18 protein-coding genes and 3 tRNA genes are annotated in these 22,290 nt (G+C 39.5%); 10 read left to right on the top strand and 11 right to left on the bottom strand.

The window, feature by feature from the left end; all coding sequences use genetic code 11:
• Positions 1–89 precede the first annotated feature (89 nt).
• From groL to AC1M9E_RS03800, 4 genes are all read right to left on the bottom strand, one after another.
• Positions 90–1,724 carry a chaperonin GroEL gene (groL, locus tag AC1M9E_RS03815; protein ID WP_035266940.1) on the bottom strand — a complete coding sequence of 545 codons (1,635 nt, stop codon included), beginning with the start codon at positions 1,722–1,724 and terminating at the stop codon, positions 90–92.
• Positions 1,725–1,793: 69 nt separating this feature from the next.
• Entirely contained in the window at positions 1,794–2,084 is a 291-nt protein-coding gene (locus AC1M9E_RS03810; RefSeq protein WP_004810787.1) for a co-chaperone GroES, read from the bottom strand.
• A 169-nt stretch (positions 2,085–2,253) separates the two neighbouring features.
• Positions 2,254–3,030, bottom strand: a complete 777-nt coding sequence (locus AC1M9E_RS03805) for a metallophosphoesterase family protein (protein WP_481607126.1) — start codon at positions 3,028–3,030, stop codon at positions 2,254–2,256.
• Positions 3,027–3,950: a diacylglycerol/lipid kinase family protein gene (locus AC1M9E_RS03800; protein WP_488225043.1), complete on the bottom strand. Its 924-nt coding sequence runs from the start codon at positions 3,948–3,950 to the stop codon at positions 3,027–3,029. Before AC1M9E_RS03800 ends, AC1M9E_RS03805 begins: the two co-directional genes overlap by 4 nt.
• A 406-nt stretch (positions 3,951–4,356) precedes the next feature.
• Between AC1M9E_RS03800 and AC1M9E_RS03795 the strand changes: the two genes are divergently transcribed.
• Entirely contained in the window at positions 4,357–6,186 is a 1,830-nt protein-coding gene (locus AC1M9E_RS03795) for a phosphoenolpyruvate carboxykinase (GTP) (protein ID WP_035266931.1), read from the top strand.
• A 143-nt stretch (positions 6,187–6,329) separates the two neighbouring features.
• Entirely contained in the window at positions 6,330–6,761 is a 432-nt protein-coding gene (locus tag AC1M9E_RS03790; RefSeq protein WP_035266928.1) for a hypothetical protein, read from the top strand.
• A gap of 11 nt (positions 6,762–6,772) precedes the next feature.
• Here the strand turns inward: AC1M9E_RS03790 and AC1M9E_RS03785 are convergent, their stop codons facing one another.
• Positions 6,773–7,453, bottom strand: coding sequence for a class I SAM-dependent methyltransferase (locus AC1M9E_RS03785; protein WP_481586563.1), 681 nt, complete (start codon positions 7,451–7,453; stop codon positions 6,773–6,775).
• Positions 7,454–7,626: 173 nt separating this feature from the next.
• Positions 7,627–8,475, bottom strand: a complete 849-nt coding sequence (gene folD / locus AC1M9E_RS03780; protein WP_092765931.1) for a bifunctional methylenetetrahydrofolate dehydrogenase/methenyltetrahydrofolate cyclohydrolase FolD — start codon at positions 8,473–8,475, stop codon at positions 7,627–7,629.
• A gap of 153 nt (positions 8,476–8,628) precedes the next feature.
• On the opposite strand from folD, the gene AC1M9E_RS03775 reads away from it, so the two are divergent.
• The 3 genes from AC1M9E_RS03775 to AC1M9E_RS03765 all read left to right on the top strand — a co-directional run bounded on the left by AC1M9E_RS03775 (position 8,629) and on the right by AC1M9E_RS03765 (position 9,648).
• Positions 8,629–8,702 (top strand) — tRNA-Cys (locus AC1M9E_RS03775).
• Positions 8,703–8,711: 9 nt separating this feature from the next.
• Positions 8,712–8,797 (top strand) — tRNA-Leu (locus AC1M9E_RS03770).
• Positions 8,798–8,916: 119 nt separating this feature from the next.
• The gene (locus AC1M9E_RS03765) at positions 8,917–9,648 is read left to right on the top strand and encodes a hypothetical protein (RefSeq protein ID WP_180028125.1); all 732 of its coding nucleotides are present in this window, start codon (positions 8,917–8,919) and stop codon (positions 9,646–9,648) included.
• 8 nt (positions 9,649–9,656) lie between these two features.
• On the opposite strand, the gene AC1M9E_RS03760 is transcribed toward AC1M9E_RS03765, so the two are convergent.
• Positions 9,657–11,420, bottom strand: coding sequence for an alkaline phosphatase D family protein (locus tag AC1M9E_RS03760; RefSeq protein ID WP_481586562.1), 1,764 nt, complete (start codon positions 11,418–11,420; stop codon positions 9,657–9,659).
• A 217-nt stretch (positions 11,421–11,637) separates the two neighbouring features.
• On the opposite strand from AC1M9E_RS03760, the gene AC1M9E_RS03755 reads away from it, so the two are divergent.
• Positions 11,638–11,723 (top strand) — tRNA-Leu (locus AC1M9E_RS03755).
• 108 nt (positions 11,724–11,831) lie between these two features.
• Here the strand turns inward: AC1M9E_RS03755 and AC1M9E_RS03750 are convergent.
• The 4 genes from AC1M9E_RS03750 to rlmE form a co-directional block, all read right to left on the bottom strand.
• Positions 11,832–12,143 carry a DUF5713 family protein gene (locus tag AC1M9E_RS03750; protein ID WP_035266912.1) on the bottom strand — a complete coding sequence of 104 codons (312 nt, stop codon included), beginning with the start codon at positions 12,141–12,143 and terminating at the stop codon, positions 11,832–11,834.
• Positions 12,144–12,305: 162 nt separating this feature from the next.
• On the bottom strand, positions 12,306–13,160 hold the full coding sequence (folP, locus tag AC1M9E_RS03745; RefSeq protein ID WP_488225042.1) for a dihydropteroate synthase: 855 nt from the start codon (positions 13,158–13,160) through the stop codon (positions 12,306–12,308).
• Positions 13,161–13,262: 102 nt separating this feature from the next.
• Positions 13,263–15,152 (bottom strand): ATP-dependent zinc metalloprotease FtsH, encoded by a 1,890-nt coding sequence (ftsH, locus tag AC1M9E_RS03740; protein WP_035266907.1) that lies wholly within the window; start codon positions 15,150–15,152, stop codon positions 13,263–13,265.
• A gap of 137 nt (positions 15,153–15,289) precedes the next feature.
• A complete protein-coding gene (gene rlmE / locus AC1M9E_RS03735; protein WP_179998526.1) occupies positions 15,290–15,940 on the bottom strand; it encodes a 23S rRNA (uridine(2552)-2'-O)-methyltransferase RlmE in 651 nt (216 codons plus the stop codon).
• A 196-nt stretch (positions 15,941–16,136) separates the two neighbouring features.
• On the opposite strand from rlmE, the gene yhbY reads away from it, so the two are divergent.
• From yhbY to carB, 4 genes are all read left to right on the top strand, one after another.
• Positions 16,137–16,460, top strand: coding sequence for a ribosome assembly RNA-binding protein YhbY (yhbY, locus tag AC1M9E_RS03730; protein WP_035266903.1), 324 nt, complete (start codon positions 16,137–16,139; stop codon positions 16,458–16,460).
• A 15-nt stretch (positions 16,461–16,475) separates the two neighbouring features.
• Entirely contained in the window at positions 16,476–17,012 is a 537-nt protein-coding gene (locus AC1M9E_RS03725; RefSeq protein ID WP_092765927.1) for a DOMON-like domain-containing protein, read from the top strand.
• Between the two features lie 803 nt (positions 17,013–17,815).
• The gene (carA, locus tag AC1M9E_RS03720) at positions 17,816–18,958 is read left to right on the top strand and encodes a glutamine-hydrolyzing carbamoyl-phosphate synthase small subunit (RefSeq protein ID WP_488225041.1); all 1,143 of its coding nucleotides are present in this window, start codon (positions 17,816–17,818) and stop codon (positions 18,956–18,958) included.
• 14 nt (positions 18,959–18,972) lie between these two features.
• Positions 18,973–22,206: a carbamoyl-phosphate synthase large subunit gene (carB, locus tag AC1M9E_RS03715; protein ID WP_488225040.1), complete on the top strand. Its 3,234-nt coding sequence runs from the start codon at positions 18,973–18,975 to the stop codon at positions 22,204–22,206.
• Positions 22,207–22,290: the final 84 nt, after the last annotated feature.

The following is a 22,290-nucleotide window of genomic DNA, read 5'->3' as shown; positions in this document are numbered from 1 at the left end:
CAATATTTACAATAATATTCAAATATTTATCAGATAGATGACAAAAAAATCCCCGCTTAAAGCGGGGATTTTTTAGGCTGTGGGATGAATTACATCATACCGCCCATACCACCCATACCGCCCATGTCAGGCATAGCTGGTTTATCTTCTGGGATCTCTGTAATCATGCACTCAGTTGTTAACATTAAGCCCGCAACAGATGCAGCATGCTCAAGTGCAGAACGAGTAACTTTCGCTGGATCAAGGATACCCATCTCTAGCATATCGCCGTATTCACCAGTCGCAGCGTTATAACCGAAGTTGCCTTCGCCATTTTTAACTGCATTGATCACTACAGATGGTTCGTCACCTGCGTTAGATACGATTTGACGAAGTGGCGCTTCAATCGCACGACGAAGGATGTTGATACCTACGTTTTGATCATCGTTAATACCCGTTACACCGTCAAGTGCTTTAGCTGCACGTACTAATGCAACACCACCACCCGCAACAACACCTTCTTCAACAGCAGCACGAGTTGCATGAAGAGCATCGTCTACACGATCTTTCTTCTCTTTCATTTCAACTTCAGTTGCAGCACCGATTTTAATCACTGCTACACCGCCTGCTAATTTAGCAACACGCTCTTGAAGTTTTTCTTTGTCGTATTCTGAAGTTGATTCTTCGATTTGCGCACGAATTTGTTGAACACGCTCAGCAATTTGATTCGCATCGCCTGCACCATCAACAATCACTGTGTTTTCTTTAGATACAGTTACTTTGTGTGCAGTACCTAAATGTTCAAGTGTTGTTTGATCTAACTGCATACCGATTTCTTCAGAAATCACAGTACCACCAGTTAAGATCGCGATATCTTGAAGCATTGCTTTACGACGATCACCGAAGCCTGGTGCTTTAACAGCACATACTTTGATGATGCCACGCATATTGTTTACAACAAGCGTTGCGAGTGCTTCACCTTCAACATCTTCAGCGATGATAAGAAGTGGTTTACCTGTTTTCGCAACTGCCTCGAGAACAGTAATCAACTCACGGATGTTGCTTACTTTCTTATCAACAAGAAGGATAAATGGGTTTTCCAATTCAGCAGTCAATGTATCTTGTTTGTTTGCGAAGTATGGAGAAATATAACCACGGTCAAACTGCATACCCTCTACAACATCTAGAGAATCTTCAAAGCCTGAACCTTCTTCAACAGTGATTACACCTTCTTTACCCACTTTTTCCATCGCTTGAGCGATCAGTGAACCAACAGTCGTATCAGAGTTCGCAGAAATCGAACCCACTTGTTCAATCGCTTTAGAATCAGATGCTGGTTTAGCCGTTGCTTTAATATCTGCAACAACAGCTTTAACTGCAATATCAATACCGCGCTTCAAGTCCATTGGGTTCATACCCGCAGTTACTGACTTGATCCCTTCGTTCAAAATTGCTTGAGCTAAAACAGTTGCCGTTGTAGTACCGTCACCTGCGATGTCATTTGTTTTAGAAGAAACCTCACGAACAAGTTGAGCACCCATGTTTTCAAACTTGTCTTTTAATGTGATTTCTTTCGCTACAGAAACACCATCTTTAGTGATGTGTGGCGCACCGAATGAACGATCGATAACTACGTTGCGGCCTTTAGGACCAAGTGTAACTTTAACCGCATCTGCAAGGATATTCACACCTGCAATCATTTTTGTGCGAGCTGAATCACCAAACTTAACGTCTTTAGCTGACATATTTGACTCCGAATATTATTAAAATTACTAAATCTGATTGATTAAATGAGTAGTATTAAAAAGAATCAATTAGCCTTCTAAAACAGCTAAAATATCTGACTCTTTCATGATTAATAGTTCTTCGCCATCTACTTTCACAGTTGTTCCTGCATAAGTACCAAACAATACCTTGTCACCTACTTTTACATCTAAAGCGCGAACGCCATTGTCAGTGATCTGACCATTACCAACTGCAATAATTTCACCTTGAGCAGGTTTTTCTGCAGCAGAACCTGGCAATAAAATGCCGCCAGCTGTTTTTGTTTCTTCTTCAACACGACGAATTACTACACGGTCATGTAATGGACGAATGTTGCTCATAAAAATACTCCATCAGACTAAGTCTTTTGATTAATAGTCGTGATCTTAATTTCCTTAGATCACCACCAAAATTATTTGATGTCACTTTTGTGGGGATGGAAAAAATTGCTTCAAGGGGAAAATGAAAAAAAATTTAATTTTTTGTATTTTTTTTAGGCATTTCGATAATTTAGCCTTCATTCCGATTTGCAACTAAATAAAATTTCTTGAATCTCGAATCAAAGCGATATTCACGCACCTTCAGTTTTTCATCAATTAGATTAAAACTATTAGAAAAGTCATGATGTAAACGATGTGACGTAGCGGTACCTGCATGAATATCCAATATTGGATGTTGAGCATTAAGTTGGAAAATCTTATTCAGATCATAAACAGCAGATACATGTAAATGACCATGTAGAATTGCATTCAACCCTGAGCTTGCCCATGTCTTTAGGGCTTTTTCAGTATTTTTAGGACGATCTTTAGACATATTTATACCGTGATCACCACTATAGAAAGGTTGATGCGTAAGCAGAATTTTTAATTTATCTTGAGGAGCTTCCTTAATTTTTTGATCAACATCCTGAATTTGAAACTCAGTAATACGACCTTTGGTATGGTACTTAGGGTGAATTGTATTGATTCCTATAATATAAAAATGCTCAGTTTCTAAGGTCTGTTCCATGTCACCAAAAAACAACTTATACCGATGAAACGGACTTAAAAATCTGCGCCATAAATGAAACAAAGGAATATCGTGATTACCCGGAATCACAATATAAGGAACATTAAGTTCTTCTAGAAATTTTTTGCAGTGATAAAACTGTGAAAATCTTGCCCTTTGAGTGAGATCACCACTGACCACAACAGCTTCGATCAAATGTTCTGCAACAAAGTGAGTAATTGCATCTAAGCAATCTTGTTGCTCAGTCCCAAAATGCAAATCAGACAAATGTAAAATCATTGTGGCACCATTAAGGTCAGTGCATTTCTTTCAACATGAATATTTAATGGTGAATCCAGTTGAATAATTTCTCCATCGATTGCTACAGTCATCTTTTTTTGATGAGAACGTATGCGCACATGATCCGCACTAAAACTATATACGTCTGCTGCCTGATCTAATTTTCCACGAACGAGTTGGATGAGTGTTTTAAAAATACTCAGCTTATCCGTGCGAGCAAGTACAACTCCCGCAACCCGACCCTCTTCTGCCGTTTTAGCGATATTGAGGTTCATTTCTTTTAATTGAAGTTGGTTATTACCTAAAAATAATAAAGGGGTTTTAACTGCATAATTTACACCATCCACCTCAATTTCTAACTTTAATTCTTTACGATCACGAATCAACACGTCTAAGCCAGAAGTATAGGCATGTAATGGTAGACGCCCTAGTTTTTGGTTATATAACTCTCTTTTTTTAATAAACAATGGATAAAGACCCAAACTCGCATTATTTAGATAAATGGCATCATTAATTTTTGCCACATGTACCGCTTTAGGCTTACCTTCAACCACCAGTTTTGCAGCTTCGAGAATATCTAAAGGAATATTCAAAACCCGTGCAACATAATTGAACGTCCCTAAAGGTAAAATTGCCAAAGGGATGGTTTGATGTAATAAATAATTAGCCACAGAATTTAACGTTCCATCCCCGCCAGCAACCACAATCACCCCCTGATTATCATGATTTAAATGTCGAAGATGAACTTTTTCGATGAGTGCTTGAACACTCATTTCTGAAGCAATATCAAAAACTTGTATTTCAAAACCTAGATCTGTCCAATAATGCATAAGTTGTTCATAAATTTGATCATTATTGGTGGCATGAAATCCAGATTTTTCATTAAAAATCATAGACAAAGGCTTTAGCATTGAATTCATTTTATGAGTTTAAAAATTGAATTACTTTAAAATTTCGTCTATTTACTACTCAATTAAAAGCCAATTTATGTAATTTTTAAATGATGTTCATTTGATTTTTCGATGATGAGAATTGATCTCATATTTTAATTAAGTTTTTATTTTAAATGAATATTTTAACTATAAATACCAAACATAAAATTTAAAAATGAAAAAGAAATTACTCATTTTTTAAAAAAATATCAAATAATTACATAAACTTAACACCAAACAAGTCTTAAGCACTATTTAAGCCTTTGGTCTTATTTTTTTTAAGAAAATATGCTTTAATACAGCCACTTTTTTTCATACTGAATCTAGAGTCTGCAAACCAGCATCTAGATATTATTTGTACACCACATTGTACACTTTTGATATAGGCCTCACCATGACCCAAGTGAACGCACCAGAATTCGTTCGTCACCCTAAGCTTATTGCTTGGGTGGAAGAGATTGCTAAACTAACAAAACCAGCAAAAATTGAATGGTGTGACGGTAGCGCAGAAGAATATCAACGTTATATCGACTTGATGATCGCTAACGGCACAATGCAAGCGCTTAACCAAGAAAAGCACCCTGGTTCATATCTTGCAAACTCTGATCCTTCTGACGTTGCTCGTGTTGAAGACCGTACTTTTATCTGCTCTGAAAACAAAGAAGATGCTGGCGCAACTAACAACTGGGAAGCTCCAGCGGTTATGCGTGAAAAATTAAACGGTTTATTTGACGGCTCTATGAAAGGTCGTACTTTGTACGTTGTACCTTTCTCTATGGGACCTTTAGGTTCTCATATTGCTCACATTGGTATCGAACTTACTGACTCTCCTTATGTTGCAGTCAGCATGTCTAAAATGGCTCGCATGGGTAAAGCTGTTTATGACGTTCTAGGCACTGATGGCGAATTTGTTCCATGTGTACACACTGTAGGTGCACCATTGGAAGAAGGTCAAAAAGACGTTGCTTGGCCTTGCAACAAAGAAAAATACATCGTTCATTATCCAGAAACTCGTGAAATTTGGTCATTTGGTTCTGGTTATGGTGGTAACGCATTGCTTGGTAAAAAATGCTTAGCATTACGTATCGCATCATTCATGGGTCGTCAACAAGGCTGGTTAGCTGAACACATGCTCATCCTTGGTGTGACAAATCCACAAGGTGAAAAACATTACATCGCAGCTGCATTCCCATCTGCTTGTGGTAAAACAAACTTTGCAATGTTAATTCCACCAGCAGGTTATGAAGGTTGGAAAATTGAAACTGTAGGTGACGATATTGCTTGGATCAAACCAGGTGAAGATGGTCGCTTATATGCAATCAACCCTGAAGCAGGTTTCTTCGGTGTAGCGCCTGGTACTAACACGAAGACGAACCCGAACTGTATGGCTACGCTTCATAAAGACGTGATCTATACAAACGTTGCTGTGACTGACAACGGTGAAGTATGGTGGGAAGGTCTTTCTAAAGAAGCGCCTGCTAACCTAACTAACTGGAAAGGTCAACCACACACTGGTGAAGAAAAAGCGGCTCATCCAAATGCGCGTTTCACAGTTTCAGCTGGTCAATGCCCTTCTATTGATGCTGACTGGGAAAATCCAGCAGGTGTTCCAATCTCTGCGTTCATCTTTGGTGGTCGCCGTGCGGACACAGTGCCTCTAATTTCAGAAGCATTTGACTGGGTTGACGGTGTTTATAAAGCTGCAACGATGGGCTCTGAAACAACTGCTGCTGCTGTTGGTCAACAAGGTATTGTTCGTCGCGATCCATTTGCGATGCTTCCATTTGCTGGCTACAACATGGCTGACTACTTCACGCATTGGTTAGAAATGGGTGAGAAAGTTGGCGAGAAAGCTGCAGCTGCTGGTAACAAGCTTCCTGGTATTTACAACGTGAACTGGTTCCGTCGTGATGCTGAAGGCAACTTTGTATGGCCTGGTTTCGGTCAAAACATGCGTGTTCTTGAGTGGATTATCGATCGCTGTGAAGGTCGTGCTGACGCTGTTGAAACTCCAATTGGTCGTGTTCCAACATACGAACAGTTGAACTGGACTGGTTCTGACTTTACGAAAGAACAATTTGACCTTGTGACTTCTCAAGACAAAGATCAATGGATCAAAGAACTTGAAAGCCACACTGAATTATTCAACAAACTTGGTGATCGTTTACCAGAAGCGTTGAAAAAACGTCAAGCTGAGCTTTTAGAAGCGGTTAAATCTGCTTAAGCATGATGAGAAAAAAGGTCACTTCGGTGACCTTTTTTTTACTTCAAACAAACTGAATAAAGTGTATTTAGTAACGTTTATTAGTACCAATAAGTTGTCACACTTATGGCATACTGATTTAAACAGCTTATTAGGATCGAATAATGAAAAAAATAGAAATGATTGGCTCTTGTTTAATCGCCCTTATGCTTACAGCCTGTCAATCTGTTCCGCGACAGCACAATGGAGCTACAGGATATCAAATTGAAAATAAATCAGAGAATTCTGCCACTATTTCGTATACCCTCTCTGCACGTGCCAACCAAAATATTGATGAACACAAATTGCAACGCACTTGCCAACAAGTTTTAGGACATACTCAACAGTATAAAACCACCATTTTGAGTGTAAATGAAATTGCCAATCCCAATTACAAAACTCAAGAAACTCAACAGGTTCAAATTGGCCAATCACGAACATCTTTCGGACTCTCAAACACTCAAAGTCTATACAGCAATGAAGACTACAATACACGTCTTTCTTTAGAAACTAAGCCTAGTCTCTTACAAGTGGTTCGCTTTAACTGCACACTCTAAACTTAAGACACTCAATGTACTTCATTGAGTGTCTTATAAAAACTGACATTTCTAAATTCAGGTGATTCATCTAAGTCTGGCCATGTCGTTGCACTGCGCTCATCAAGCTTTTCATACTTCGGATGACTAAAGTTTTTCACACGACTATCCGCCACCCATACCTCGGGTGCAAATTTTAAAAACTCATCTAAGAAGAAACGATTGCAATGGTCATACAACACATCAGCCGCCAACAAGATATCAACCTGCTCAGCTTTATATAAGTCATCCAAATATTCAAGCTCAACATCATTCAATTCAGCATTGGCACGACACGCATCCAAACTAACTTGATCAATGTCACAACAAATGACTCGTTTTGCCCCAGCCATTTTCGCCGCAATAGCAACTACGCCTGAACCTGCGCCAAAGTCTAAAACCACTTTGTCTTTCACATGATGCGGTTCAGTCAATAACCATTGTGCCATTGCTAAACCTGATGCCCAACAGAAAATCCAATATGGAGTATCATTCCAAATACGACGAATAACTTCATCGTCTAGCTTATCGGTTGGAAAAATGGGTGGAATGAGCCAAAGTGAAATTGGTGTATCAGGCAATTGCTGTGCATGAAGTTCACAATGTGGAATCACATCATGTAAGGCTTTTAGTAAATGTTCAGGCGCTTTAGGAAATTGGAAAGTACAGCTCATTGGATTTTATTTTTAAATATACAAAATTTGAGTTTCAAATACGAAACCTAAATTAATAAAGAGAATTCCCTCTCCTTTTAAAGGAGAGGGTTAGCGAGAGGATTTATCTAACTCAATACCCTCACCCCGAACCTCTCCCTGAGCCGTATACGGCGCAAGAGAGGGAGATAATATTAACCTAAAGCTTTTTCAGCTGCTTCAACTGTTTGACGAATCAACGTTGTGATTGTCATTGGACCTACACCACCCGGTACTGGTGTGTAAGCTGAAGCAATATCTTCAATACCAACAAGTTGAATATCGCCCACACCACCGCCATCACGTGGATGGAAACCAGCATCAACAACTACTGCACCAGGTTTAATCCAATCTTTTTGAATCAATTCAGCTTTACCCACTGCACCCACAATGATATCCGCTTGCTTCACAAAGCTAGCAAGGTCTTGTGTTCGAGAGTGACAAATCGTTACAGTAGCATTCGCCTCGAGAAGCATAGCTGCCATTGGCTTACCCAAAATTGCAGAACGACCTACAACAACCGCATGCTTACCTGCGATTTCGATGTTGTTTTCTTTCAGAATCGTCATAATACCTGCAGGTGTCGCAGAACCGTAAGCCGCTTCACCCATTGCCATACGACCATAACCAAGGCAAGTAACACCATCCACATCTTTTTCAAGTGAGATCGCATCAAAACACGCTCGCTCATCAATTTGCGCTGGTACTGGATGTTGTAAAAGAATACCGTGAACATCAGGATTTGCATTGAGTTTTTCAATTTCAGCAAGCAATTGTTCTGTCGTCGTTTCTTTTGGTAGTTCAACTTTAAGTGAATCCATACCAACACGGCGGCATGCATTACCCTTCATACGCACATAAGTTGCAGATGCACCATCGTCACCTACTAAAATCGTCGCAAGAATTGGAGTACGTCCTGATTTTGCTTTTAACGCTTCTACGCGAGTTAACAAATCAGCCTCAATTTGTTTTGCCAATGCACGACCATCTAAAACTAATGCCACGGCACATCTCCCAAGTGTTGATATGAATCAATTTCGCACATTCTACATGAATATTTTAAATAATTTCCGTTATATGCTGTTTTTCTGCACATACGAATAAAAGCACTATTGTTTTTTTTTCAGAGCTTGTTAATATACGCATCAACAAGACATGGCGGGGTGGCAGAGTGGTCATGCAGCGGACTGCAACTCCGTGTACGCCGGTTCGATTCCGACCTCCGCCTCCATCTTGTTAAGCCCGAGTGGTGAAATCGGTAGACACAGGGGATTTAAAATCCCCCGCCCACAAAGCGTGCCAGTTCGAGTCTGGCCTCGGGCACCATTCTTCTAATAGAGAATAATGGTGTAAATAAAGAACCCAGCGTAAGCTGGTTTTTTTATGTCTGCATTTTCTTTAAACTCATCTGCTATAATCACTCATCTTCAGAATTTCATATTCAAATGAATCAAAATCAGCAAGTTGCTCAATATCTTCAAGAACTAAAACAACAATATCCTCAAGCGTTTAAAAAAAACTTCTTGCTCTATAGTCAGTTAAAGACCAAAGGGATTCTAGATGAGCGTAAAGAACTGATCCCGCTTGCACTTGCATTAATGATTTTCCTCCCTTGCTCATATTTGTTAACCCTTTTGCTTAAACAACACATTGTTTTTTTAGAAGGCTTTCAATCTGGCGGGAGTGCTGTGTTGTGTATCATGTTATTTTTTATGCTGATTACGCCAATCATCCTCAAACAGATCAAGCATAGTAGCATCTCAACTTACCAGCAACTTAAAAATACCCCATTCAAACTGACCATCCTCATTCTTTTACAAAGTTTAAATATCGCTTTTATGGAAAGTTGGTTCTTACAGGGAATTTTGTTTTATTTCGCTATGAATTTTGGTTTCGTTAAATTTTATAAAGAGAATTTATTCCGAGAAAATACTTCGAAAGAAAACTATTACTACATTCAAGAAATTCGTAGAGTGGCTTTCTGGAGTTATAAACAAAATTTTAAGCTTTACTTAAAACTAATCTTTTCATCCAAAAACTCAAAGCAGCATCAATTATTGATTGAACAAAAACAAAAAAATGCGCAACTTTATGTTCATTTGATGAACTATGAAAACAAATTGTGTATGCGCTACAAGCATACCGATATAGAAAAATATATCGATAGCATCATGTAGCGCTACGATCAACTTGCTTGCTGCATTACTTTAATTATATTCAAATTGGTATCATACGTTGTTGAGTGCAATCTGAGTTGATCAACTTGATACTTCTGTGAATGAATATCTGTTAAAAACAACCAATCTGCACTCAATTGCGTAGAATCAAAGCTCAATTTTAAATAGCCTCGTTGATTCAAATTACAAAAGCTTAATTCATCAATCAATTGGATAAACACTTGTTCAAATTGTTGCATTAAGTTCTCAGGTAAATTGAGATATTTCTCCATACCTGGTGAAGAAACTGAACTTGTTGCTAATTCAATCCCCACCTTCTCACCATTTTGTTGATGTAATGCAGACTCCCACGCATTATGTGTATCTCCAGCCAACACAACAACTTTCTTCTGATACTGCTCATACAAAGCATAAACACGCTCACGCTCAGCATAATAACCATCCCAAGCGTCTAAATTATAAGGAATCACGGTTAGGATTCTTAATAATTCAGCGTCAGTTAAGCTCGGGTCACTATTTTTATAACGCAATTTAATCGCGACCAACTCCATCAGACGTTTTTGAGCTTCTATTAAAAAGTTGTCATCTACCATTCCACTTTTGGCAACATTTAATATTTGCAATACTTCAGCAGGTACCAACATTTTCGCCATCAATACTTGCTGACCCAATACATTCCATATTGCACGAGAACTCTGAAGACTATTCGCCAACCAATTTAACTGATCTATCCCTATTAGCTGTCGCTGCTCATTCAATAATGCCGCTCTAAATTGCTCAACATTTAGATTTTCACCATCCATAAATGAAGCAAAAGCCAGTTGCTCATCTCGTGCCAACATACGTGTATCTAGCATATTAAGTTGAACTAAATCACCAAAATTAAACTGACGATAAATATGAAGAATATCGTTATTGCTTTTTTCGCGGATTGGCATCCACTCAAAATAAGCGGTTAGGGCTGCTGTTCTTCGTGCTACGAAATCTCCCTCTAAATCAGGTTGATGATTCTGCGCACCAGCTCTCCATGCATCATTTGTCAGCTCATGATCATCCCAAATCAGAATAAATGGATGACGTTGATGAACCGCTTGTAAATCAGGATCTGTTCGATATTTTGCATAACGTTTTCGATAATCTTCTAGACGGTAAATCTCGTTTTGATTATCCACATCGAGTGTTCTACCAAGCTTTTCGGCTTGTTCAGTTGCATACCCATCTTTGCCATATTCGTAAATATAGTCGCCCAGATGCAGCACAGCATCCACGTCCTGCTTCGCAATTTCACGATACACATAAAAATAACCAGCTGGATAATTTGAGCATGAGCATACGGCAAAGTTAACCGCATTGGTCTTGGTTGCTAAGGTCTTCGTACGACCAATTGGAGAATGTATCTGCCCATATTTAAATCGGTAATAATAACGAGTATCGGCACTCAAATTAAGTACATCGACTTTCAAGCAAAAGTCTTTTGCAGCAGAAGTCTTGATTTTCCCCATCTGAACAATATTTGAAAAATTCTCATCAAGTGCAATTTCCCAATCTAATTCATATGTTGCCGCCACATCTGTAGGTGTTATTCGCGACCAAAGAATTATTCGATCCTGTAATGGATCTCCACTCGCCACTCCATGCAAAAAATCAACTTTATGCTCATTGCTGGTTTGACCATCGCCATTACATGCTGTAATCAGAACAGGCAGTGAAATCGCACCTAATCCAGCCAATGAATTTTTAATTAATGCGCGTCTTGAGATTTTATTTTTCATTTTATTTATGAATTGGCGAGTTATTTTAACTTCGAACTTAAACCATATTTATGAAGTTAAAATTGCAATCAGATGACAATTTAATGTCCAAATATCTTAAACCATCGCCCCCAAAGTTATAATTTTTAACCTAATCAATGCAAGTTGATTGAAAAGAAAGCAAATAATACGATTTTCTCTTGCCAAGCTTAAAAGTGTCCTCTATTATTGCGCACATGCCCGAGTGGTGAAATCGGTAGACACAGGGGATTTAAAATCCCCCGCCCTCAAAGCGTGCCAGTTCGAGTCTGGCCTCGGGCACCATTCTTCTAATAGAGAATAATGGTGTAAATAAAAAACCCAGCGTAAGCTGGTTTTTTTATGCCTAACGTTTAGCCACAACAATAACAACACAAAAAAATAGAGAGCGATTTACCACTCTCTATTTGAAACAAGTTCTTCCATTTCGATATCTAAGAATCCCTCTTCCTGAACGACCATCATCATTGCCTCAGCAATATAGTCTGCTGCTGCATCATCAAGAGAAGAATCAAGATCTTCGAACTGAGGTTTCATCTCATTAATTTCCGCCACAATATCATTGGCGATTTGATAAATCTCAGCATCGGAATTCACCTTAGATACCTTTTTTGAGAATTTTTCAATGAGTTGCTGAATTTCAGCCACGAGAATATCAGGATAATATTCATCGTCGAACATCGGGAGAAGTACATCATTCAACATATTAAAGCTCAAGTAATAGCATTAACAAAAACCGAGCTTATATAACACAAGCTAGACATTAAACCAACAATAAAAACGAGGAGTAAATCTCACTTTGAGTCAAAGGATAACTAAGCTAATATTTTCATTGATGATTTTAACCGTCTTAAATCTGCCTTTAATTTAACTAACACTATTCATTGCTGCCCAAATTTGAATAGCTTGCACCATTTCTTTTACATCATGTGCTCTGACCATACATGCTCCTTGCTGTATGCTTAACAGATGCCCCGTCACCGAACCCACTGCACGTTCATGGGCAGGTACACCACCTAAAGCTTCACCAATAAATCGCTTACGAGATAATGCAGAAAGCATTGGATAGCCCAACTCATTTAATTTATACAACTCTTTTAATAATTTCAGGTTTTGATGTGCATTTTTTGCAAATCCGAAACCCGGATCAATCATGATATTTTCAGGTTTAATTCCTGCATTTAATGCTGCATCTAATCGAGTTTGCAATTCTGAAATCACATCTAAAGTAATATCATCATATTGATCCAACTGGTTCATTGTGGTTGGCTCACCACGCATATGCATGATAATGACTGGAATATCTAATTCCGCAGCTGTTTCTAAAGCATGTGGCTTTGTTAATGCTCTGACATCATTCCAAATATGTGCTCCAGCTTTAACCGCCTTTTTAATCACTTCTGGTTGAGAAGTGTCGATTGAGATCACTACATTCAATTTTGACAACGCTTCAACGACCGGAACTACACGATCTACTTCATCGTGAACATCAACAGCAGATGCGCCAGGGCGAGTTGACTCACCACCTACATCAATAACACTCGCCCCTTCAGCAATCATTTGCTTTGCTCTCTCTAGTGCCGCCTCTACACTATTGTGTTTACCACCATCGCTAAACGAATCTGGCGTTACATTTAACACACCCATTACATGAGGCTTTGACAAATCAAGTTCCAATGCACCACATTTAAGAATCTGATTAGGTAAAGAGATAAGTTGCATATTGATGTTCCTAGAAAATCTATTCACATGATATCAAGTAAAATTTAAACATGAGGGATAATTTCAACACAAAAAAAGAGCCTCATAAGAGGCTCCTTCATTTTAGCTTGCTGGTAAAGGTGGAGGCGTTGAAGGACCATCTGTAGGAGTTACATCTACAATTGGATTCTCAGCCACATATACCTTAGGTGGTTGAGGTTCACGACCTTCCATAATGTCCCGGATTTGATCACGATCAATCGTTTCCCACTCAAGCAAAGCTTTTACCATCGCATGGGCAATATCTTTATTATTTTCTAAGATATCACGTGCAACTTTGTACTGCTCATCTAGGATACGGCGAATTTCACGATCAACTTCAAGTTGAGTCGTTTCAGAAATAGTACGACCACCTAGACTACCCATAAATGACTGTTGAGCATCTTCTTCATAAACCATGACACCCATCTTGTCAGACATACCGTACTTAGTCACCATTGCACGCGCCATTTTTGTTGCACGTTCAAAGTCATTAGAAGCCCCAGTCGACATCTGATTAATGAAAATTTCTTCTGCAATACGACCACCAAACAGAATAGAAAGCTCATTCAACATTTTGTCTTTGTAATGACTGGTTTGATCAAACTCTGGAAGCTGCCAAGTTACACCTAATGCCCAACCACGTGGCATGATCGTGACTTTATGTACTGGGTCTGTGCCTGGAAGCATTTCAGCTACAATCGCATGACCTGCTTCATGATAAGCCGTTGCGCGACGCTCTTCTTCACGAAGAACCATTGATTTACGCTCTGGCCCCATATAAAGCTTATCTTTTGCATCTTCAAAGTCGTGCATATCGACCGTATTTTTATTACGACGTGCAGCAAATAACGCAGCTTCATTGACTAAGTTTGCCAATTGCGCACCAGAGAACCCTGGAGTACCACGTGCCAATACTTTGACATCCACACCAGTCACTGAAGGTAATTTTTTCAAATGCACATTCAGGATTTGCTCACGACCTTTAATATCTGGAAGTCCAACCATCACTTGACGGTCGAAACGTCCCGGACGAAGTAAAGCTTTATCTAGCACGTCAGCACGGTTAGTCGCAGCAATAACGATGATACCTTCATTACCTTCGAAACCATCCATTTCTACCAACATCTGGTTCAAGGTTTGTTCACGCTCATCATGACCACCGCCAGTACCTGAACCACGATGACGACCCACCGCATCAATTTCATCAATGAAAATGATACACGGCGCATGGCGTTTCGCTTGCTCAAACATATCACGTACACGTGATGCACCAACACCAACGAACATTTCTACGAAGTCTGAACCTGAGATACTAAAGAATGGAACCTTAGCCTCTCCAGCAATCGCTTTCGCAAGTAAAGTTTTACCTGTACCCGGTGGACCTACCATCAGGACACCGCGAGGAATGCTCGCACCAAGACGCTTAAACTTTGTTGGATCTTTCAAGAAATCAACAATTTCAACGACTTCTTGTTTCGCTTCGTCACAACCCGCAACATCTGTGAAAGTGACTTTGATTTGGTCTTCTGAAAGCATTTTTGCTTTTGACTTACCAAAACTCATCGGGCCGTTTTTACCACCAGCACCGCCACCCATGTTGCGCATAAAGAACATGAATAACAAAATGATTAAAAGTACTGGAAAGCTTGCGATCAAAAGCTGCATCAATAAACCTTGGCGTTGCGGAGCAGTGCCTTCAACAACGACATTATTTTTGATGAGATTCGGCATTAACTCAGGATCTTGAACCGCAGGACGAATACTCTCAAATGGAGAACCATTTACTTTTTCGCCACTAATTCGTTCACCGTCAATGGTAACTTGTTTAATTTGACCAGCATTAACCGCTGCAACAAATTCTGAATAGTTCAATGCAGCAGGCTTATCACGGTCACTAATGTTGCTGAAAATTAATATCAGCACACCAAGTATAACAAGCCATAAAACGGCATTCTTAAAGAGATCGCTCAAAGCTTTATTCCCATATCAATCTAATTTGATCATGCCCAAAATTGGGTGACCTTTAACAAAAAGCGAGTAAATCAATTTCGCAATAAAATATTCAAAAGGTACAAAATGCACATTTTTTAGCGACTTGGCAAGTCACTTTATTGCGAATTCTTTTTACGGCCCTGTCCAATTAAAAAAACTTCCTTCGAACGAGCACGCGAGGCAGCAGGCTTTGCAGTTTTTAATACTTCAAAACTGTCTACAACTTCCTTACGGAATTCGTCAAAACCAGTTCCTTGGAAAACTTTGACAACAAACTGTCCTTTCGGACCTAAAACTTTATTGGCAAAGTCTAATGCAAGTTCACACAAATAAATTTGTCGAGGTTGATCAACGGCCTTATTACCTGATGTATTGGGGGCCATATCTGAAATTACAACGTCTACAGTTCGTCCATTTAAAATATTTAACAATTTTTCGAAAACTTCCTCTTCTCGAAAGTCTCCTTGCAGGAACGTCACATCTGGAAGTGCATCCATTTCCAAAATATCTGATGCAATCACTAAACCTTTATCACCCACTAATTTTCCAGCGATTTGGGACCAACTACCAGGTGCAGCACCAAGGTCTACAACAGTCATACCAGGTTTAATGATTTTGTATTTCTCTTGGATTTCAAGCAATTTATATGCAGCACGCGCACGATAACCTTCCTTTTGTGCTTTTTTCACAAACGGGTCATCTAAATGCTCTCTCATCCACGCACGACTACTTTTGGATAACTTCTGATTGGTAATGCGTGTTGCCATAACTCTTTAAATACACGTAATCTTCTAACTTTTTATTGTACGTGAATTTTATCCCCCTTGCAGTATTCATCTGTATCTAATTCAAGATTATCGTTTATGTTTTTTTGATTTAAGTTGATCGATTATTTCTGAGAAACATAAGCGTTTGATCTCTTGATTTGCTATACTAAGTCGTTTTTAAAATTAGGTTATCTTTATGGCGGCTTTATCAATTCAGGAACGCAAACGTTTGCGTCAAATCGGACATGCACTTAACCCAGTGGTAATGTTAGGTGGTCAAGGTTTAACTGAAAATGTCATTGAAGAAACTCAACGTGCTTTAAATGATCATGAGTTAATTAAAGTAAAAATTGGCGGTGAAGATCGTGATGCTCGTGCAGCAGTCATTACTGAAATCGCCGAAGTTACTGGTGCAGAAGTTGTTCAAACCATTGGAAAAATTGCACTTTTATACAAGAAAGCGGCAAAACAAAATCCTAAACTTTCGAATCTTGTTCGCCACGCACATCTTTCTAATTAATTTGAGTTGCATTGAATGGCAAGTTACGAACTAAATTCTTTTGACCGTTACTTTGATATCTCCCTGGTTGGTGCAATTGAACAAGTGAGTCCATATACACTAAATGTGGGCTATTGGTTACGTGACCCAAATCAATACTTAGTCTATCCGGAAATTGTAGCTGGACATCCACGACGAGATTTTCTGTGGGAAGAAACTTGCTTTGAAATTTTCATTGGGGTGAAAGATCAGGACTTTTATCGTGAAGTCAATCTCTCCCCTTCTCAAGCTTGGCAAGCGTATCAATTTGAAGAGTATCGTTACCCTGAAGATATGCCACCACAAGCAGCTTATGACATAGAACTAAACTCACTCAAAAAGACGCACTATGGTTTAAATGTGAGCCTTGATTTAACGGAGTTTATGTTAAAACATAAATTGAAATGGCAGGATATTTTTATTGGCTTATCCGCTGTATTAAACACATCGCAAGCTAAACATTATTATGCGATGCAGCATAGTAGTCCTGAGGCTGACTTCCATAACAAGCGCGATTGGTTGCATCAGTTTTAAAAAAATAGTGAGATTTAATCTCACTATTTTTTTACCCCAATATTTAAGTTCTATAGTTGTAGACTCTTCCCACCTCTTTTAGAGTTAAGTTTTATACAACTGATCTCAACGTGTTATATCTAGTTATATTTGTAATTCCTGTTATTCATCTCTAATTTTCAAAATTGTCCTTAATCACTTGAACAGCCAAATCTGCTCTTAAATATTTCTTCACAAACACCGAAGTAGCCTCAAATCTATTTAAATTCGATCGGTTTAATTTTTAAATGCCATCATTCTAAATACCAATTTCATCTTTGAATAATTTAACCTACACTTTTAACAAACAATTCAATATTTACCTCAATTTTCCATGTTTAATTGATCTTTTCTAAAATACTTGTAGATAGACCTAATCAGTACTTTTTTCGAACTTTTAGAAAGCATCTGGAGCAACTTCAACATTTGTTCTATTTAACAAATCAGCTTTTTAGAAGCTTTGTTATTCTGTTTCAGAAACTTAGCTTATTAATTGTAAGTCTACATAAACTTTGATACATCGTGATAAAACTTAACTTTTGAATTATTAAACAATTCTTACATTCTTAGACTTTTGTCCAAAGTTTAAAAAGCAGACTTTTAAACAAATTACAAGGTATATATCTGACGAATTCAGGTTTATTTACGTGGACTTTGACAAGGTGTTTGCGTATAATGCCGTGTTAAGTTCAAGCGAGCAGATGTAAGGAGGGTGGGTTTTAAAGTAGCCTTCCTTTTTTTTCGTCTACTCGCTTTTTTACAGCCTAAATTTCAGGAGCTTTGGTTTGAGCACCCCAGCAATTTTAGCCCTTGCCGATGGTACGATCTTTAAAGGAACGTCAATCGGTGCATCGGGTAGTACGACTGGTGAAGTCGTTTTCAACACTGCCATGACTGGCTATCAAGAAATTTTGACTGACCCAAGTTATGCACAACAGCTTGTTACGCTTACCTATCCACACATTGGTAACACAGGTTGTAATGATGAAGACGCTGAGTCAGGTCGAATTCATAAAGTATGGGCAAACGGATTGATCATTCGTGACCTACCTTTATTGCACAGCAACTTCCGATCTACGCAATCTTTAGGCGAATACTTAAAATCTCACAATGTTGTCGCTATCGCTGACATTGATACACGTAAACTGACACGTATTTTACGTGCTAAAGGTGCACAAAACGGTTGTATCTTAGCTGGTGAAAATATTACAGAAGAAGAAGCTTTAGAAAAAGCTCGTGCATTCGGCGGTCTGAATGGTTTAGACCTTGCGAAAGAATGCTGTGATCCAAACGGTTTCGAATGGACTGAAGGTTCTTGGAAATTAGGTCAAGGTTTCTCCCAATCAGAAGCAAAATTCCATGTTGTTGCATATGATTACGGTGTCAAAACCAACATCTTACGTATGCTCGCAGACCGCGGTTGTAAATTAACTGTTGTGCCTGCACAAACTCCTGCTGAAAAAGTTCTTGCTCTAAATCCAGATGGCGTATTCTTATCGAATGGTCCTGGCGATCCTGCAGCATGTGACTATGCAATTGAAGCTGTAAAAACAATTGTTGAAGATGCCCGTAACGTACCTGTATTTGGTATTTGCTTGGGTCACCAAATTCTTGCTCTCGCTTCTGGCGCTAAAACGGTGAAAATGCCTCATGGTCACCATGGTGCTAACCATCCTGTACAAAACATCGAAGATGGTACAGTGATGATAACTTCTCAAAATCATGGCTTCGCAGTGGATGCAGAAACATTACCTGCAAACCTTAAAGCGACGCACAAATCATTGTTCGATCAAACTCTTCAAGGGATTCATCGTACAGATAAGCCTGCGTTTAGTTTCCAAGGTCACCCAGAAGCAAGCCCAGGTCCACATGACTGCGCACCATTGTTCGATCATTTCATCGAACTTATTGAAGCATCTAAGAAGTAATTGAGGAGCAAATAATGCCAAAGCGTACGGATATTAAAAGCATCTTAATTATTGGTGCTGGTCCAATTGTTATCGGTCAGGCGTGTGAGTTTGACTACTCAGGCGCACAAGCATGTAAAGCATTACGTGAAGAAGGTTACCGTGTAATTCTGGTAAACTCTAACCCTGCAACGATCATGACTGACCCTGCAATGGCAGATGCAACGTATATCGAGCCAATCACTTGGCAAACAGTTGCAGCGATCATTGAGAAAGAACGCCCAGACGCAGTTCTTCCAACAATGGGTGGTCAGACTGCATTGAACTGTGCCCTTGCCCTTGATGAGCATGGCATTTTAGAAAAATTCAATGTTGAATTGATTGGTGCAACGAAAGAAGCGATCGAAAAAGCGGAAGACCGTAAACTTTTCGACCAAGCAATGCGTAAAATTGGTCTTGAATGTCCAAAAGCAGCAATCGCTGAATCAATGGAAGAAGCTTTAGAAATTCAAGCACGTTTCGGCTTCCCAGTGATTATCCGTCCATCATTTACCATGGGTGGTTCAGGCGGTGGTATCGCATACAACAAAGAAGAATTCCTTGAAATCTGTGAACGTGGTTTCGACCTTTCTCCAACAAAACAATTATTGATCGATGAGTCTTTAATTGGTTGGAAAGAATACGAAATGGAAGTTGTTCGTGACAAAAACGACAACTGTATCATCGTCTGTTCGATTGAAAACTTTGACCCAATGGGCGTACACACAGGTGACTCAATCACTGTTGCACCTGCGCAAACATTAACAGATAAAGAATATCAGTTAATGCGTAATGCATCTTTAGCAGTGTTACGTGAGATTGGTGTAGAAACTGGTGGTTCTAACGTACAGTTCGGTATTTGTCCAAATACTGGCCGTATGGTTGTGATCGAGATGAACCCACGTGTATCTCGTTCTTCTGCATTGGCTTCAAAAGCAACTGGTTTCCCTATTGCGAAAATCGCTGCGAAATTAGCGGTTGGTTATACCCTTGATGAGCTTAAAAATGACATCACTGGTGGTACCACTCCAGCTTCCTTCGAACCTGCGATTGACTACGTTGTAACTAAAGTTCCACGTTTCAACTTTGAGAAATTCCCACAAGCTGACGCAACTTTAACCACACAGATGAAATCTGTTGGTGAGGTTATGGCAATTGGTCGTAACTTCCAAGAGTCTGTAAACAAAGCACTTCGTGGTCTTGAAGTAGGTGCAACTGGCTTTGATGAAAAAATCGAAGTGGGTGCTGAAGGCGCGCGTGAGAAAATCCTACAAGAATTACGTGTTCCGGGTCCTGAGCGTATTTGGTACGTGGCTGACGCATTCCGTCACGGCTTTACATTAGAAGATGTATTCCAAGCGACTAAGATCGACAAATGGTTCTTGATCCAAATCGAAGACATCATCAAAACAGAAAACCAAATCAAAACTTTAGGTTTTGGCGATCTAAATGCGGACAACATCCGTTCGTTCAAACGTAAAGGTTTATCTGACCTTCGCATTGCGAACTTGATGGGTATTTCACAAAAACAATTCCGTAAACACCGTTGGAACTTGGGCGTAACCCCTGTTTACAAACGTGTCGATACTTGTGCTGCTGAGTTTGAATCTGACACAGCGTATATGTATTCAACTTACGATGACGAATGTGAATCAAACCCGTCTAGCAAAGACAAGATCATGGTGATCGGTGGTGGTCCTAACCGTATTGGTCAAGGTATCGAATTCGATTACTGCTGTGTACACGCTGCTCTTGCAATGCGTGAAGACGGTTATGAAACCATCATGGTAAACTGTAACCCTGAAACGGTTTCTACTGACTATGACACATCTGATCGCCTGTACTTCGAACCAATTACACTTGAAGACGTATTAGAAATCGTACGTATTGAGAAGCCTAAAGGCATTATCGTTCAATACGGTGGTCAAACACCACTTAAATTGGCTCGTGCTTTAGAAGAAGCTGGTGCACCAATTATTGGTACATCTCCTGATGCGATTGACCGTGCAGAAGACCGTGAACGTTTCCAACAAATGATTCAACGTCTGCAACTTCGTCAACCAAATAACAGCATTGTAAAATCTGCTGAAGAAGGTATGGCTGAAGCAGCGAAAGTTGGCTATCCACTTGTAGTACGTCCATCTTATGTACTTGGTGGTCGTGCAATGGAAATCGTATATAACGACGAAGAATTACGTCGCTATTTACGTGATGCTGTTCAAGCTTCTAACGATGCCCCTGTTCTTCTTGACCGCTTCCTAGACGACGCGATCGAAGTTGACGTAGACTGCGTATCTGACGGTAAAGACGTTGTGATTGGCGGTATCATGCAGCACATCGAACAAGCAGGTATCCACTCAGGTGACTCTGCATGTTCGATCCCTCCTTACTCTCTTTCTAAAGAGATTCAGGACGAAATGCGCCGTCAAACTATCGCGATGGCGAAAGAGCTTGGTGTTGTTGGTTTAATGAACGTACAGTTTGCTGTTAAAGGCGAAGACGTTTACATTCTAGAAGTGAACCCACGTGCATCACGTACAGTTCCGTTTGTATCTAAGTGTATCGGTGAGTCTTTAGCGAAAGTCGCTGCACGTTGTATGGCGGGTCAATCTTTAGAGTCTCAAGGATTCACTACAGAGATTATCCCTGAGCACTTCTCTGTTAAAGAAGCAGTGTTCCCATTCAACAAGTTCCCTGGTGTTGATCCAATCCTTGGGCCTGAGATGAAATCTACAGGTGAAGTAATGGGCGTTGGTAAAACATTTGGTGAAGCGTTCTATAAAGCTGTATTAGGTGCAAATGAGCGTTTACCAGGTCTTCCAACGGAAGGTGAAGTTAAACATGCGTTCATCTCTGTACGTGATTCTGATAAACCACGTGCAGCAGGTATTGCAAAACAACTTGCTGGCTTTGGCTTCAAAATTCTTGCTACTGGTGGTACTTACGATGTCATCAAAGCGGCTGGTATTGAATGTGAACGTGTAAATAAAGTGACTGAAGGTCGTCCAAATATTGTGGACCGCTTGAAAAATGGCGAAATACACCTCATTATCAATACAACAGAAGGTAAACAAGCTCAGCAGGATTCGTTCTCAATCCGCCGTTCTGCACTTCAAGGTAAGGTCTATCATACGACTACCCTTAATGGTGCAGATGCAGTTTGCCAAGCTTTAGCAATCAAATTGCCAATGGATGTATATCGTTTGCAAGACTTACAAACAGTAGGTTAATACACTACCAAGAAGTCCCGTCACCTCTTGGTGGCGGGCTTTTTTTCATTTATAGACTTAGTATTTTTTCATACTTACTTTTTT

The sequence above is a fragment of the Acinetobacter sp. 24-47-47 genome, from assembly GCF_057737035.1.
This window is presented reverse-complemented; position numbering and strand designations above follow the sequence as displayed.